The 15,783-nt window shown below is 52.5% G+C and carries 11 protein-coding genes; 6 read left to right on the plus strand and 5 right to left on the minus strand.

The genetic code is table 11. The features are described 5' to 3' along the window. Positions 1-10 precede the first annotated feature (10 nt). From JNUCC32_RS25590 to JNUCC32_RS25610, 5 genes are all read left to right on the plus strand, one after another. Positions 11-958, plus strand: coding sequence for a carbohydrate ABC transporter permease (locus tag JNUCC32_RS25590; RefSeq protein WP_009590967.1), 948 nt, complete (start codon positions 11-13; stop codon positions 956-958). Between the two features lie 117 nt (positions 959-1,075). Beyond that, positions 1,076-2,599, plus strand: coding sequence for an ABC transporter substrate-binding protein (locus tag JNUCC32_RS25595; RefSeq protein WP_096777216.1), 1,524 nt, complete (start codon positions 1,076-1,078; stop codon positions 2,597-2,599). Positions 2,600-2,728: 129 nt separating this feature from the next. Further along, on the plus strand, positions 2,729-5,509 hold the full coding sequence (locus JNUCC32_RS25600; RefSeq protein WP_192570197.1) for an endo-beta-N-acetylglucosaminidase: 2,781 nt from the start codon (positions 2,729-2,731) through the stop codon (positions 5,507-5,509). A 329-nt stretch (positions 5,510-5,838) separates the two neighbouring features. Then, positions 5,839-9,009: a hybrid sensor histidine kinase/response regulator gene (locus JNUCC32_RS25605; protein WP_228468823.1), complete on the plus strand. Its 3,171-nt coding sequence runs from the start codon at positions 5,839-5,841 to the stop codon at positions 9,007-9,009. A 35-nt stretch (positions 9,010-9,044) separates the two neighbouring features. Beyond that, complete coding sequence (locus tag JNUCC32_RS25610) at positions 9,045-9,656, plus strand: hypothetical protein (RefSeq protein WP_192570199.1); 612 nt, start codon at positions 9,045-9,047, stop codon at positions 9,654-9,656. Between the two features lie 36 nt (positions 9,657-9,692). On the opposite strand, the gene JNUCC32_RS25615 is transcribed toward JNUCC32_RS25610, so the two are convergent. From JNUCC32_RS25615 to JNUCC32_RS25635, 5 genes are all read right to left on the minus strand, one after another. Next, positions 9,693-11,198 carry an alpha/beta hydrolase family protein gene (locus JNUCC32_RS25615; RefSeq protein ID WP_192570200.1) on the minus strand — a complete coding sequence of 502 codons (1,506 nt, stop codon included), beginning with the start codon at positions 11,196-11,198 and terminating at the stop codon, positions 9,693-9,695. 164 nt (positions 11,199-11,362) lie between these two features. Continuing rightward, positions 11,363-11,905, minus strand: coding sequence for a hypothetical protein (locus tag JNUCC32_RS25620; protein ID WP_192570201.1), 543 nt, complete (start codon positions 11,903-11,905; stop codon positions 11,363-11,365). A 34-nt stretch (positions 11,906-11,939) separates the two neighbouring features. Beyond that, a complete protein-coding gene (locus JNUCC32_RS25625) occupies positions 11,940-12,545 on the minus strand; it encodes a response regulator transcription factor (protein ID WP_096777211.1) in 606 nt (201 codons plus the stop codon). Beyond that, entirely contained in the window at positions 12,542-13,663 is a 1,122-nt protein-coding gene (locus JNUCC32_RS25630; RefSeq protein ID WP_192570202.1) for a sensor histidine kinase, read from the minus strand. Before JNUCC32_RS25630 ends, JNUCC32_RS25625 begins: the two co-directional genes overlap by 4 nt. A gap of 19 nt (positions 13,664-13,682) precedes the next feature. Continuing rightward, complete coding sequence (locus tag JNUCC32_RS25635; RefSeq protein WP_192570203.1) at positions 13,683-14,819, minus strand: DUF418 domain-containing protein; 1,137 nt, start codon at positions 14,817-14,819, stop codon at positions 13,683-13,685. A gap of 198 nt (positions 14,820-15,017) precedes the next feature. On the opposite strand from JNUCC32_RS25635, the gene JNUCC32_RS25640 reads away from it, so the two are divergent. Continuing rightward, entirely contained in the window at positions 15,018-15,755 is a 738-nt protein-coding gene (locus JNUCC32_RS25640; protein WP_192570204.1) for a hypothetical protein, read from the plus strand. Positions 15,756-15,783 lie beyond the last annotated feature (28 nt).

Here is a 15,783-nt window from a genome sequence, read left to right on the forward strand (position 1 = left end):
TGTAACTTCAATGTCGCAGCTATCAACGCAAACCGCCCGCCAGTCGGCCAAGCGTTCAAGGAAGAGAGACTATAATGCCATCTCCCCTTTGTGGAATACGATTTTCAATATCGTGATCGGGCTCTTCTCGTTCTCCTGTATCTTTCCGTTCCTATTTGTTATCATTATTTCCCTGACGGACGAACAGACGCTGGTCCTGGAAGGCTTTAGGCTGCTGCCGAGCCAGTTCAGCACGGCCGCGTACGAGTATATTTTCAAAACGGGAAGCGAATTGCTGTCCTCATTCGGCTTGACGCTCCTGGTCACGGTGCTGGGAACGCTGGTGAGTCTGGCGCTGGTTACGACCTATGCGTATGCCTTGTCCCGCCGAAACTTTGAATTTAGAGGGTTTTTCAGCTTTCTGGCGTTCTTCACCATGTTGTTCTCGGGCGGCATGGTACCGGGTTATATCGTGATGACCCAGTTCCTGCATCTGCAGAACACGATCTGGGCGCTGATCTTTCCGCTATCCTTGAGCGCGTTCTCCATCATCGTCATGAGGACCTTTTTTCAAACGACGATTCCGGATGAGATTATCGAGTCCGCCAAAATCGATGGCGCCGGCGAATTTCTGACCTTTATCCGTATCGTCCTGCCGGTCTCGCTGCCGGGGATCGCCACCATCGGCTTGTTCAGCTCATTGGGCTACTGGAACGACTGGTTTAACGCCTTGCTGTACTACAACAATCCGCAGGCGACGCCACCGCTGCAGTTCATGCTCATGCAGATCGAGAAGAACATGGACTTCCTGACGAAGAATGCGCAGAATATCGGCTCGTTCGATGTGGCCGCCGGCCTGCCGACGGAGACGGTAAGGATGGCGATGGTCGTATTGGCCACGCTGCCGATCGTCATGGCGTATCCGTTCTTCCAGCGGTATTTTGTCCAGGGTCTGACCGTAGGCTCGGTCAAAGGATAATTTCATAAGGTTGAACCCGCAAGCGCACACTGCCGGAGAAATCCGGCTTTCATGTCCCGGGTGTGTAAGCGGTATCAATATAGCAATAACCATTAAGTGACACAGGGGGAAAAACTCATGTTTAAGAAGAAGATTTCTTTACTGTCCCTTGCTCTCGTGCTTCTGCTGACCGTTGTACTGTCGGCCTGCGGCAGCAAGGAAGGCGGCAGTAAGCCAAGTGAACCAGCGAAGGAAGAGGCGGCTGTCCAAAGCGACGGCACCATTGATGCCTCCAAACTGGATCCGGTCAAACTGAAAATGTACATGATCGGGCCAAATCAGAAAGACCTGCCTATGGTTCAAGAGGAAATCAATAAATATTTGACGGAAAAAATCAATGCAACGATCGAAATCAGCATGATCGACTGGGGCGATTACAGCCAGCGGATGCAGGTGATTACGAGCTCCGGCGAGAATTACGACATCGCCTTCACCAGCTCGTGGGCGTTCGATTACCTTCCAAATGCGGCAAAAGGCGCGTTTAAGCCGTTGAACGAACTGCTCGATCAGTACGGAAAAGGCATTAAGGAAGTACTGGATCCCCGTTTCCTGGAAGGAACGAAGGTTAACGGCGTCAACTATGGCATCCCGGCCAACAAGGAACTGGCACAGCAATTTGTATGGCGCTTCAACAAAAAGTATCTGGATAAGTACAACCTGGACATTTCCAAGGTGACCACGCTTGAAGATCTGGAACCGCTTCTCAAAACGATTAAAGAGAACGAGCCTGCGGAAATTACGCCGCTTGCCGTACCGAAAGGCTTTAAACCGTACATGCCGTTTGACTACCCGCTCGGCGATGAAATTCCGATCGGCATGTATCTGGACACCGAGGACTTTAAATTCGTGAATTTGCTGGATTCGCCTGAATTGAAATCGGCGCTGACGACCATGCGCAAATACTATAAAGCGGGCTATGTGCGTGAGGACATTGCAACGCTGGACGGCATCGACAACATCAAAACCGGCAAATGGCTCGTGGACCGCGAAATTACGCAGCCATACGCAGAGCTTGGCTGGTCCAGAAACGCGGGCTATGACATCGTGACCAGACCGATGCATGATCCTGTCATTTACACCAGCTCCGCAGCAGGTTCGATGATGGCCATTTCTTCTTACTCCAAAAATTCGGAGCGGGCGATGATGTTCCTGAACCTGCTGAACACGGACGTGAAACTCCGGAACATGATTCAATACGGCTTGGAAGGAACGCACTACAAGAAGCTTGAAGAGCCGTATATCGAGGATATGCCTGCCATGCAGGAGAACTATGCGATGCCTGGTTTCGCGCTCGGCAACATGTTCCTGACGTACCTTCACGAAGGCGAGCCGAAGGACAAATGGGAAGCATTCGAGAAATTTAATACCTCTGCCGTAGTGGCGCCTACGTTCGGCTTTAATTTCGACACGGCTCCGGTCAAAACGGAGGTCGCGGCCATCACGAACGTAGCCAAGGAATTTATTCCGGCGCTGTACACCGGCTCCGTCGATCCTGAAGAATATCTGCCGAAGGCTAAACAAAAGTTCCAGGATGCCGGCATCGACAAAGTGATCGCCGAAGCTCAAAAGCAGTTCGATGAGTGGAAGGCTCAAAACAAGTAATCCGTAAAGGGTATGAAGGGTAGAAGCGGCTGTTCCTTACGGCCGTTTCTCTCTGTCCTTTCTTTCTTCACCGAAAAAGGTTCCAATGTGCGTAAGCGAAATGATCTTCGAATAATAGGAGGTTTTCCCATGAAACGAATCAAACCGGATTATTACGCAAGAACCCAGTGGAAGCGCAGAATGGCGGCATGGATGAGCACGGCTTTGCTTGCCGCATCCCTGACGGGCTTTGCCGGAGAAGCCGAAGCGGCCCAGCCGGATTCGTCGTATTGGTATCCGAACACGCTGCTGGAATGGTCGCCGTCCAAGGACAAGGATGCCCGTTTTAACCGGGGAACGGTGAAGCTGGAGGATCAGCGCATCCAAGGAAGCAAAGTAAACGGCAACGCCAAGGAAGAAGTAAAGGTGCTATCGATCGCTTCCATGTATCCGAGCACAAGCGGAGCTCCTTCGCAGGGCTCGGAGAAGTTCCATACCTATACGTTCAGCAATTGGCAGTACATCGACAAGCTGGTCATGTGGGGCGGCTCCGCAGGCGAAGGATTAATCGTTCCGCCAAGCAGCGACGTCATCGATGCGGCCCATAAGAATGGGGTTCCTGTTTTTGGAACCGTTTTCTTGCCGCAAACCGAGCACGGAGGCAAAATCCAGTGGCTGCATGATCTGTTAAAGCAGCGGGAGGACGGTTCTTTCCCGGTTGCGGATAAGCTGATCGAGGTAGCGACGTACTACGGATTCGACGGCTGGTTCATCAATCAGGAAACGCAGGGCGGAACGCCGGAAGATGCGGCCAAGATGGCTGAGTTTCTGACTTACTTGCAGCAGAACCAAGGACCCGGCATGGAAGTGATCTGGTACGATTCCATGATCAAGGAGGGACCGGTGAAGTGGCAGGGGGCCCTGACGGATAAGAACGAAATGTTCTTCCAACAGGGAAATCAGCGGGTTTCCGACAACATGTTCATCGATTTCCGCTGGCAGTTCAAAGACGAGAAGAACGGCCAATACGATTACATTACTCCGTTCTTGAACTCCCCGGCCAAAGCGGCGGAGCTTGGCCGCAGTCCGTATGATCTATATGCCGGCATCGACGTGGAGGCGAAGGGCTACGAAGGCAGGTTCAATTGGCCGGTTCTGTTCCCGGACGGGAAGAAAGCCACGACCTCCCTGGGCATTTACCGTCCGGATTGGGCGTACAACAGCTCCGAAACCCATGAGGAGTACATGAATAAGGAGCAGATTTTCTGGGTGGGACCCGGAATGAATCCAGCGAACACGTCACAGCCTGCAGGGACCGATCCGCTTGCCTGGAGAGGGATTGCCCATGATGTCGTTGCAAAAACCGTGCTGACCGACTCCGAATTCGTCACCCATTTCAATACGGGCAACGGCCATTTGTTTGCGGTGGACGGCAAAGTGATGCGAAGCCGCGATTGGAGCAACCGGAGCCTGCAGGATATTTTGCCGACCTGGCGATGGATCGCGGAGACTAACGGCAAAGGCGAGGCCCTGAAACCGGGATTTGATTTCGGCAAATCCTACTACGGCGGCAGCTCGCTTCAAGTGGCGGGTGCCGTAAGCAAAGGCTCCTCCACCCATCTCAAGCTGTATAAGGCGAATATCCCGGTGGAAGCGACCACGGAAGTATCACTCGTGTATGCCGACAATGCCAAGGACGCCAAGGTGAAGATCGGCTTGGCATTCTCCGATGCGCCGGATCGGTACGAATTTTTCGAGCCTGGCAAGTGGACCGCCACGGGCGCGAATCAGGATTGGAAGCAGGGAAGCGTCAAGCTGAACAAGTATAAAGGCCGCACGATTGCCGGAATCTCGCTTCAATTCGAGTCCGCGGCGGATCAGGCGGATTATCGGGCCAACATCGGCCGCCTGGCGGTTACGCAGGTGAACGACAAGGCGAAGAAACCGCACGCGGTAACCGATTTGAAGGTTATCGAGAATGATTTCCGCGATGGAATATATGGTGATGCGCGCTTGTCGTGGGAAGCGCCGAAACAGAATGAAGACGTACTGTACTATCAGGTTTATCGCATCCTTCCGGACGGCAAGTACGAACTGATGGGCATGACGGGAAATACCGTTTATTACGTACCGGAAATGAAGCGTTCGCTTAAGGAGGAGGCAACCGAAATGGTTGTGATTCCGGTAAACCGCCACTACCAGCAAGGAAAGGCGGCATCCGCCAGCTTCGACTGGCCGGAATATCCGAAGCCGACGGCAGCCTTCAAGGCGGATAAAACCCTGATTGCGCCGGGAGAAACGGTGCAATTCACGGATCTTTCCTCGGAAGTGACGGAGTCCTGGAGCTGGAGCTTCCCTGGCGGGCAGCCGGCGTCCAGTACGGACCAGCATCCTAAAGTGACCTATCCCGAGGAAGGAACGTACGAGGTCACGCTGACCGCTAAAAATAGCGTTGGCGAGGATCGGATCCAGAAGAAGCTCATCACGGTAACCCGGGAAGCCGAGAACGGCGTCGGCAACCTTGCTCTTGGCAAAAGCGCGTCCGCATCCAGCTTCGTGAACGAGAAGGAAGCGCCGCCATTTGCAGTGGACGGCAATGCCGCCACCAAATGGTGTGCCGTCGGAGACGGGCCGCACTGGCTGACGGTAGACTTGGGAGCCGAGCACAAGGTCAGCGAATTCGTGATCAAGCACGCGGAAGCCGGAGGCGAGCCTGCCGCGTTCAACACGCGGGCTTTCTCCATTCAAGTAAGCTCGGACGGCAAGGAGTGGAAGGATGCCGTCTCGGTCAAAGACAACACGCAAGGGATCAGCAGCCATGCCATCGAACTTACCTCCGCACGGTACGTGCGTCTTCAGATCGAGAAGGCGACACAGGGCGGGGACACGGCTGCACGGATTTACGATGTTGAAGTGCTGGGCTTGAAATAGTACGGATGACTAGAAAGAGTGTTTCCCTTCATGGGGGAACACTCTTTTTTGGTTATTTATATCGTCCCGATCCGTCATAGAAGCGCCGTTTAGGCCCCTGAGCCAGCGTGTCGTGTATAGATTTTGTATAGATAGGGTTGTTAATCTTATGTAGGACAGTATATGGATGCTGCGCAAATGACACAAGCTGAGGACGGCATTGATGGCAAGAATGCTGAAAGTGACCGGTCTGACCGATAAATAATGAGTAGAACAAACAACCATTGATGGCATGGCAGTCATCAATGGTTGTTCTTTCATTTGGGTTTGCAATTGTAAATAATGGAGCTATGCTTACATTAAAGTGGATTAGGAGAGGAATATCTTTGGCAAAGAGCCTACCAAGTCACCAAATAAAAAAGAGCCACATTTTATGGTTAATAGGATTACTCATAGTGATTCTATCGAGCATGCGCATGCTGTGGGTGGAAGTGTTCCCTGATCAACAGCAGGTGACGATAAATAAGGGGCATCTCGATTTGCGGGAATGGGATGCCGAAGAAGGCGGCATTCTGTTGCTTGACGGAGAGTGGGAGTTTTATCCCATGCAGTGGCTGCTGGATGGGAGCGGGCAGGATGCATCAGGCGGGCCGAAGCCGAAGCTGATTGCGGTTCCGGGGGGATGGAATCAAGCTCTGCATGGTAATGGCAAAGCGTCTCCATATGGATTTGCTTCCTATCGCCTGCGTATTCTAGTGAATCCCGAGGAGAAGCTGAATTATAGCATTCGCGTGCCTAGCGTACGTTCGTCATCCGAATTATATGTCAATGGACGTTTGCTTGCCAAATCCGGGCGGGTGGCGGACACGAAGGAAGCCTATACCGCGAAGAACCTGCCGTATACTACAAGCTTTACGGCGGACGGCAACGGCGTCATCGAATTAGTGATTCAGGCGGCCAATTATGTGGATAGCCGAAGCAGCGGCATAGCCAGATCCATTAAATTGGGTTCAGAGGAAGCCGTGGCCAAAGAAATGAAACTCTCGGTTTCGATGCAAACACTGGGAGCCGTTATCTTCCTTATGCATTCCGTTTATGCACTCATTTTATTTTTACTGGGGAATAGGGAAAAGAGGCTGCTGTATTTTTCCTTGCTGACCCTCTGCGTAACCCTTTCGAGCATATTGAGCACGGATGAGAAGCTGTTCCATCAATTCATATACATCAGCAGCGATTGGGATTTTCGGTTGTCCAACGCCGCCTTTATGATTGGATGCTATGCGTTGCTGGAATGCACGAATCATCGCGAACTCTCTTATTGGAACAGGGTTCATCCCGTTTATGCCGCCACGATCTTAGGAACAGCCGGCATTACCTTGTTCTTGGCTCCGTCTCAGGTGATCATGCTTTTCCCGGTTTATTTGCTGTTGGGCTGCGTAACGGCCGTCATCACGATTATTGCAATCACCAAAACCATAATGAAGGGCATTAAAGACCATTTGCTGTTGCTTTTTTCCATGGTTGCGTTGGTCCATCATTTCCTGTGGGCGTTGTTCTTGCGGGAAAGCGCCTTAAGTGTTGCCCATTATCCGTTTGACCTGATCCTTTCGATGGGATGCTTGGCCGCTGTATGGTTTAAGGGTTATTTCAAGATGCATGCGAACACGAAAGAGATTGCCGCAACCTTGCAAAGAGTGAATGACCATAAGGATCAATTCCTGGCGAACACGTCCCATGAATTCAAAAATCCGCTGCACAGCATGCTTAACATGTCGCAATCCGTGTTGAACCGGGAACGGCCTTTGCTGCAGGACAGGAGTGTGAAAGAGCTTGAAACGATTCTGACCGTCGGACGTCGTCTAACACTAATATTAAACGATTTGATGGACGTCATGAGTCTGCGGGATGGCAATCCAAGGCTGCAGAAAAAAGCCGTATCGATCCAGCCCATCGTGACGGGGGTGATGGATATGCTGCAATTTAACGCGGAAGTGAAGTCGGTCAGCATCGTCAATCAGATCCCGGAGGATTTCCCTCCCGTCTTGGCGGACGAGAACCGGATGATTCAAGTCGTGTTCAATCTGCTGCATAATGCCGTAAAATATACGAATGAAGGGTATATTTCGATTCAAGCTTTTACAGAGGATGACAGAGCTTATATCGCAATTGCCGACACGGGGATCGGAATGGATGAAGCCATGCTGAGGCGCTTGTTCCTTCCGTATGAGCAGGTGAGCGCCAGCGAGACCATGATCGAAGGCGGCTTTGGGTTAGGTCTAAGCATTAGCAAGCAGCTTATTGAGCTTCATCGGGGTACGCTTGAGGTGGCCTCCGTTCCAGGGGAGGGCTCGATATTTACGTTTTCGTTAAAGCTGGCAGGGCTCGAAACAGAGGAAGAGCAGCATGATTCGAACTCTAACGGACCGCCAACATTGCCGACCATGCCGATGCAGGATACCATTGGGGCCGGTTTGCAAAAAGAGGAGATCTTCCCGCCAGCCGCGATACAAGGAGCTTTGCCCGAAAGGAGAAGTAACCGACCGCTATTGCTCATCGTTGACGACGATCCCGTCAACCTTCAGGTGCTTGAAGCCATACTGCCGCCGGACGAATACGAGGTGACGATGGCAACAAGCGGTAAAGAAGCGTTGGCTGTACTGGATGCGAAGGAGTGGGATTTGGTCATCTCCGATATTATGATGCCGCAGATGTCCGGGTATGAGCTGACGCGGAGGATTCGCGAGCGGTTTACGCTCACGGAGCTCCCTGTGCTGCTGCTTACTGCAAGAAGCCAACCGAAAGACATCCAAAGCGGGTTTCTGGCGGGGGCTAACGATTATGTGACCAAGCCGGTGGAGGCCTTGGAAATCAGGTCGAGGATTGAGGCCTTAACGACGATTAAACAAACGGTCCGGGAGCAGCTCCGACTGGAAGCGGCATGGCTGCAAGCGCAAATCCAGCCTCATTTTTTATTCAATGCTTTAAATGCGGTGACGGCCCTAAGCGACGTTGATTTGGACAAGATGCGGAATCTGCTTGAGGAGTTCAGCAACTTTCTGAGATATAAATTCAGATTCCAAGACACGGCTGGACTTGTACCGATCGAGGAGGAGCTGAGCCTGGTGCGCTCGTATCTTTATATCGAGCAGGTTCGGTTTGAAGATCGGCTGCAGGTGGTTTGGGAGGTAGACGACTGCGGAGCCTTGCAAATTCCGTTCCTTTCGATCCAGCCCTTGGTCGAAAATGCGATAAGGCATGGCGTCATGAAGCGCACTTATGGGGGAACCGTACATATTCGAATTTCCGTCCATGCCACGCATGCCGAGATAATCGTTCAGGACGATGGGATCGGGATGGATGAAGCTCAATTGCAGCGAATCCTAGAGAGAACAGCAAATCATCAGTCCGGGGTCGGATTGATCAATACGGACCAGCGATTAAAACGGCACTTCGGAACAGGGCTTCATATTCAGAGCAGGTTAGGCGAAGGAACCCGGGTTACTTTTCATGCACGCATCTAAACCTCGGGATAAAACGATATCAGGCGGTGAGATGAATGGAGAGATTGAAAAACAGCGGATTTTATAAACTAAAATTTTTAATAACGCCGGAAGAATTCAACCAAATGTTGGCACGCTTTGAGCAAAAACAGGCCAAATTTCATCGTACGAACCATGCCATGATCCAGCATGATCTAGATCAGGTGACTGAGGCGTATCGTACCTATTATCAGTATTATACGGCGCAGGACCGGCCCGATTACCACCCTTTCTTTGTCTATTCTATTTCGATTGCTGAGGGGGATGAAAGCTCCGGATTCTTTGTCAGAAATGAAGGTGTCTCATTCCCCTACCGGGGTCAGTGGGCAGAAGATGAATTACCCTATATCTTGCTCTCCCTTCCAAAGGGAATTCGAATCGATGCAGAGGATGAACGAGGAAAGTATTATCTGTATGAGGATATTCGGGGACACCGGCCGTTGACGTATGTTTTTTTCGAAGAAATGGCAGCATCCATGAAAAAAATGACCAAGCCGCTTCGATTCTCGGTACAAGCCGCAAACGCTATGCAAGAGCAGAAGCCGGCTGTTCGCATAAGTCAACAAGCGGTGAATGATCTGATTGACTCGTGGGTCGTTAAGAAATATGGGCTGGTTATGAACAACTAGAGGGACATGTCAGGCACGTATAGAGCGTAAGGCAATCTAGCCTTCCAGAAACACCCGGTCCGGATACTTCACTTCCGGGTATTCCTCCGAGGGACCGGTTAGAAGCTTACTCTCCATTCCGCGCAAATGCTGATTAAAGAATTCCAGCACGTAGCGGTTGACGATTTCGGCTCCCCTAGATCCATTCATGCTTCCGGTCATGCCGGTCAGGCGGGTAAGCGGAGAGTACAGCTGAAGATCGGTGAAATTATAGTGTCCTGCACCTTCGATATAAAGGGTCCGTCCTAGTCCCTGTTGAGATAAGCGATCCATCAGCTTCAGTTCCAATTCCCGATTCGCCAGAATCATGTCGAATTGTTCTCGCGTTAACCCCAGTGCTTGGAGCTCGGCTTCCGTAGCCGGGGTTTGGCGATACTTCGCCTGCTGTTCGTTCACCTTCATAAAATCCTCCGATTCCATGAACATAAACGGTTTCTCCATGTCGTCCCGGTCCTTCGTTATGAATAGCGTTCCGTCCATATTCACGCCGGCTTTGATCCGCGGGTTGGAATAAACGGCTTCAAAGGCTGCAGCCCCGCCGAAGGAATGGCCCATCATGCCGATGTTGTCCAGATCTAAGGCTCCTTTAAACTTGCTGGCGACGGCGCCTGATTGAAGCCTCTCCAACTGATCCGTGACAAAGGCGATATCCTCATTCCACACCTTCAAAATAGTGCGGCTGTCCTCGAATAATCGCTCCTGGGATTGTTCCGTAAGAAAACCGGTTACGCGCCCATCGGTAAATGCGGTGGCGGCCGTGCTGTACGTATGATCGATGGCAAATACGATATAGCCGTGGCTGGCAAGATGTTCGGCCTGGGACGAATGCAAAATTCTGCCGACCCCCATGCCGTGCGACAACAGCACCACCGGATACGGATTCTTCGCCAGCCGCAAACCGGCATGGCCGTTAGCGTTGGCCCGGCTGTATTTCCAATAGTCTAACGCGGCCGCGGGAAGGCCCAGATAGTCGGAATATGCTTGCATATAGGTGTGAAAGAGCCTTTTATCCTTCGGAAACAACGTAGCTTTCTCGGCGCCTTGGCCAGACGCTGCGGCCGGATACCATACCTGAACGATAAGCTCACGTTTGTCGCCTTTTTGTTCGGTAAACGTTTCTTCCCGGTCCGCATCAACGAAATGGAGCGTATCCGTTCCCACCCTGAACTCGCCCGAGGGCGTCGGTAAATGGAAAACCGGCAGCAGTGCCGATAAGGCAGCCGATCCGCCCAGCAAAACGACCGAAAGGCCCCATATCGTGTACCGCAGCGGTTTCTTGACCGTTCGGCGTCTGAACAGAACCAACACAAAGAGCAACGCGGTGACGATGTAGGCCGGAATCATCTGCCACCTGTATCCCTCGACCAGCAGCTGCACGGCGAACAGCAAACCGCCAGCGATGCCGACGATCGCGCCAGCCTTCCGATTTATTGTGTTACGGCTCAACAGTATTATCAGCATCGCAACGCAGGCTGCAACCCACAACATTTCCAGAACTCTCATACGCACGCTCGCTCCTTGTTATCGCAATTATTTGTATGATAACGGATCAAGGTTAAAACGAGCGGATGGTTTCGTTTAAAAAAGGTTTAAATCCGTGCTGTCCTATGTAGGATTCTCCGGTGTCGGTACCGGAGGCTCGCGCTTTTTGCCGAACCTGCATGTTTCTACATATCGGCATCTTTCGGCTCGAGCAGTGCCAGCAGCTCCGAAATGGAGTCGGCATGCTGATCGCTGCTGTTCATGATCGCTCGGAAAACATGAGCCGCTTCCTGCAGCAGCACATAACTGAAGTAATAATAACTGATGAAGATTTCCGCTTCATAACCGGGGGGTTCCTCTTCTTCCCATCGCAAATCGTCTTCTTCGTCGTCTTCCGGCCATAAGTATCTTTCGTCCAGCAGCTTATCCATCGTTTCAACCGTTTGTGCCGAATCCATATATTCCACGGTTATGGCTGAAGCTACGGATAAGTATAATTCCATTTCTTCTGAAGAGACCTGCTCCGGTTTCTGTTTGGCAAGCTCCCGCAGGAGCATAAGCAGGGCCCATGGCGTCGTCTGCCACAGGGTGCCTTGGTGCTCGATCAGGCTGGCCAATTCTTTATATTGTCGTGTTTCCAATAGCCGAGGAATATCCGTGCCTCTTCCATAGGCTGTCGTCAACCGCTGCCACGGCACGCTGGCTGTCGTATGGGTCAAAGCGTTCATCTCCTTCACCTCCTACATATGTATCCCGGGGAGTTTACAGCCACCCTTTATCTTCCGCGATCGTGACGGCCTGCTGCCGGGAATCCGCCTCCAGCTTCTGGATGGCGGAGGACAGGTAGTTGCGCACGGTTCCCCTTGTCAGAAACAAGGCTTTGCTGATGTCGCCGGTAGTCATGCCTTCCTTGGTTAACCGGAGCATTTCGATTTCCCGTTCGCTGAGCGGATTCTCCTCCTTCATGAAGAGCGCGGCCGCCAAGTCGGTGCTCACGACCCGCTCGCCCTTCATGACCCGCCGGATGGCCTCAATCAAGAAATCGATGGGCTCGTCCTTTAACAGATAACCCTCCACCTGCGCATCCATCGCTTTTTGCAAATAACCGGGACGTGCGAAGGTCGTGACGATCACGATTTTGCAGGATAGGCCTGCTTGACGTATGGACTCGGCCAATTCCAGGCCGTTAATATGAGGCATCTCGATGTCGAGCAGGCACACGTCCGGCTGATGCTGCCGAATCGCGTCCCAGGCGCGCTGCCCGTCCGGCACCTCGGCCACCACCTCGATGTCGTCTTCGAAATTGAGCAGTGAGGCGAATGCGCCGCGAAGCATTTGCTGATCTTCTGCAATGACGATTCGAATCATGATGCGTCCTCCTTTTCATGCCGGCGAAGCGGGAGTTTCAGGTACACCTTGGTGCCCCCCTGAGGCAACGGGTCGATGGCGGAGGACCCGCCCAGCGTCTTCATCCGCTCCATGATCGACGGAAGGCCGTTTCCGCCGGCGTTCCCCGCAAGACCCACGCCGTCATCCGCGATATGGATCCCGAAGGCATGATCCTTCGTTTCCAGTTTGACGGTGCACCGCTCGGCCCGGCTATGCTTAATAATATTGGTCATGGCTTCCCGGACGCAGAGCGCCAGCATCGTTTCTTCCACGCTGGATAACAGTGGAGGCTTCTCCGGATTCTCGATGCTCAGCGATATTCCTGCCGTATGCAGCAGCTTGGCCGAATGCTCCAGCTCGCTTGCCAGCGAGATGAACTTCATATCGGATACCAGCTCCCTTACCTGCTTGAGGGCGGTTCTGGAGGTATCCAGAATCTCGCCTAACTCCCGTTTGGCCTGGCTCGGATCCTTATCCACCCATTTCGTTGCCAGCTCGCTCTTCATTTTGATCATCATGAGGGTCTGCCCCAAGGTATCGTGGAGATCCCTGGCGATTCGCTGCCGCTCCTCCTGCTGGATATACTTTGCGATCTGCTCGTTGGCTTCATCCAGCTCCCCCTGCAGGCTTTTTGCTTTCTCCTTGATGTAGATGACGATCGGATATACCGACTGTATGATCATGATCGGAAGGTAAATGGCATTGGACGTTTCGAGCAGCGGCTCCTTTCGGAAAACGAACACGAGCAGGAATGATAGGGCAATGGCCGCACAGCCGATGGCGATATGTACCTTGGACTTGGACCGGCCCAGCAAATCGGCAAAAATGATCCCGAACAGCAGGGTGCTCGGCCCCGTATACACCCCGAGTACGCCTACAGCGAACAGGCCCGCCAGCACGGCAGCCAGCAGCCAGCCGCCCCGACGCCATAATGCGACATAGAATGAAACAAGGAACAGCAGGAGCAGCAAAAGGCTGCCCCACAGTCCCAGCGCCGTATCCGAACGAAACACCTGGTAGCATAAGAATACGGTCAGTATGATATCGATGAGCAAATAACTTTTGATCTGATCCCTCGGGTACAACTTATAGAACATATCAAGCCTCCAATTTCGGCTATCTTGATTCGAAGAAACCTATCGCCTGTTTGCGGGCGGTCTCCATGGGCCCCAGCTTAAAGCGGCGGAGCCATAGGGACGCCATGCCCAGCAGAAATGCGGAGATAACCAGCCAGATGGCGATAGTGGCCGCTGAATTCAGCTTGCCGGCAAGCCCCAACCCCCAGCCGTAAAAGATGGTGGATGCGATGATGTTCTGGAGTACATAGCAGCTCAGTGACATTTTTCCGACGTTCTCTAGGCGGCACCATAGCCATTCCCATTTCGTATATTGTATCATTCTCGCAATGATTGCTATATACCCCATAGACATAAGTGGAGCGAATAAATAGCGCACCGGTAGATCGAAAGAGCCGCCGGGAACGAATATGAGCAGGTTGAGCGGCACGCCGACATATATACCCAGCTTGAATAGCCTTTTTCGCAGCCTTTTGCCGTTGTCGTCCGGGGCGAATACGCCTGAGCGCATAAAGCGAACCCCTAGCAGGAACAGAAACACGTTCGTCGGGATGACGAGGATGGCCTCCGCTCGCAACGGGAGGAAATTCGCCAGCCGGTACCGGACCTGCTCGATCCAAGTGCCTTCCTGATAGAGAGCAGCGACATCGTCAAAGCTGCCCAGCGATACGCTGGCCCCGCTTGCCAGCATGAGTCCCGCAAGGGCCAGGATCGCGATGGCAAAGATACTGCCGATTACATTCATCGTGCGGGCGATGAGCCGGTCGCCGCCCTTTACGATAAAGGCTGCAATGATGGCGGTAATCCCGTAACTCATCAAGATGTCATACTCCATGACTAATATAAAATGCAGCAGGCCTTCGAGGATTAAAAACAAAACGGCCCATAAATAAACGCCAGGCCACGGCTTTCCTTTGCGCTTGGCCTGCCGGTACTTCATTTCCAGACCGACCCCGAACATGATCGTCAGCAGTCCGAGCAGCTTCCCGTTTACCAGAAACAAGACGATCATCCGGAGAAGATCGTCCGCTCCCCACCAGCCGGAGTGATCAAAGGTGGTAATGTAGCGTAGATCCCCCGCATGTGCGAAGATCCAAATATTCGTCCCGAGCGTTCCCAGGATCGCGAAGCCCCGCAAAATATCCAGCAGGCGAATTCTGCCCGTACGTTGTTCCATTCTTCCATTCCTTCTTTCTTCTAGGTTCTCTTGTCTTTTTATTGTAGGTACGATCTCCCTGGCGCAACATTCACACCTGTAAAGAGATCCGTATGACACGTGTCATAAAAGCAGGGAGAACGAACGGAAGAAGTCGGATGGGGTTCTCGTCATGGCTTGAAAATTGTGGAATAATAGAATAAAACAGGAGGAGTGATCATGTACATCGTATCGGGACCGAGGCCGCTGTCGGATGGCCAAAGTCAAGTGCTTGGAAGAGAGGAAGAGGGGGTTTATCCGCCGGGCTACGTCCGGTTTATGCAGCGATTCGGCGAAGGGACTTACTGCGGGTGGATGAATGTCCAGCAGCCGGATAGGGAGGTGCTGCGGCCTTTTGCCGAGTACGGGTTATGGGAGCATGACGATGACAGTCCCATTACGGAGCCGCAGATTGCAGAGTGTATCGCTATAGGCACAACGGTGGACGGTGATTTTCTGGCGGTGCATCCCCAGACGGCTCAGTTGCTCTGGCTTCCTCGGCATGCGGACCATATACAGGCAATCTTGCTGCAGTCACGGGAGCGGAACGATGAAGGCCTGTACGCCGCGGTGCTGGATGAAATATACCGTCAGGTGTATGGAAGCAGCCAAGAGGGAGTCGTCTATTACGAACCGTGGACGGGTACGCGGAGCCATCTCTTTTTGCGTTTGCCGCCAGGGGAGGATCAGCCTTCGCTGACCGAGCTGGCCGGTATGTGTCAAGCGTCCTTTTCGCCGGATCTGTGCGTGGAAAACGAATATACATGCAGCTTGTTCTACCGGGAACTGGGCGGATATGTACGATTCAATTATGCTTATCAGCAAGAGGTAGCCGTCTTCTATGAACAGGATGCAGGGCAGGCATTTGCCGTTATAGAGGCATGGCTCCTGTCGAAAGGGTGCGAAAGGGTATCATAACGCTTAGATCCATATCGGTACTCATCAA

The sequence above is a fragment of the Paenibacillus sp. JNUCC32 genome, from assembly GCF_014863545.1.
In the GTDB taxonomy this organism is placed as follows: Bacteria; Bacillota; Bacilli; order Paenibacillales; family Paenibacillaceae; genus Paenibacillus_AQ; species Paenibacillus_AQ lautus_A.

Coding starts and splice junctions, on each gene's coding strand:
- JNUCC32_RS25590 (WP_009590967.1), top strand. CDS start 11: ATGTCGCAGCTATCAACGCAAACCGCCCGCCAGTCGGCCAAGCGTTCA.
- JNUCC32_RS25595 (WP_096777216.1), top strand. CDS start 1,076: ATGTTTAAGAAGAAGATTTCTTTACTGTCCCTTGCTCTCGTGCTTCTG.
- JNUCC32_RS25600 (WP_192570197.1), top strand. CDS start 2,729: ATGAAACGAATCAAACCGGATTATTACGCAAGAACCCAGTGGAAGCGC.
- JNUCC32_RS25605 (WP_228468823.1), top strand. CDS start 5,839: ATGCTTACATTAAAGTGGATTAGGAGAGGAATATCTTTGGCAAAGAGC.
- JNUCC32_RS25610 (WP_192570199.1), top strand. CDS start 9,045: ATGGAGAGATTGAAAAACAGCGGATTTTATAAACTAAAATTTTTAATA.
- JNUCC32_RS25615 (WP_192570200.1), bottom strand. CDS start 11,198: ATGAGAGTTCTGGAAATGTTGTGGGTTGCAGCCTGCGTTGCGATGCTG.
- JNUCC32_RS25620 (WP_192570201.1), bottom strand. CDS start 11,905: ATGAACGCTTTGACCCATACGACAGCCAGCGTGCCGTGGCAGCGGTTG.
- JNUCC32_RS25625 (WP_096777211.1), bottom strand. CDS start 12,545: ATGATTCGAATCGTCATTGCAGAAGATCAGCAAATGCTTCGCGGCGCA.
- JNUCC32_RS25630 (WP_192570202.1), bottom strand. CDS start 13,663: ATGTTCTATAAGTTGTACCCGAGGGATCAGATCAAAAGTTATTTGCTC.
- JNUCC32_RS25635 (WP_192570203.1), bottom strand. CDS start 14,819: ATGGAACAACGTACGGGCAGAATTCGCCTGCTGGATATTTTGCGGGGC.
- JNUCC32_RS25640 (WP_192570204.1), top strand. CDS start 15,018: ATGTACATCGTATCGGGACCGAGGCCGCTGTCGGATGGCCAAAGTCAA.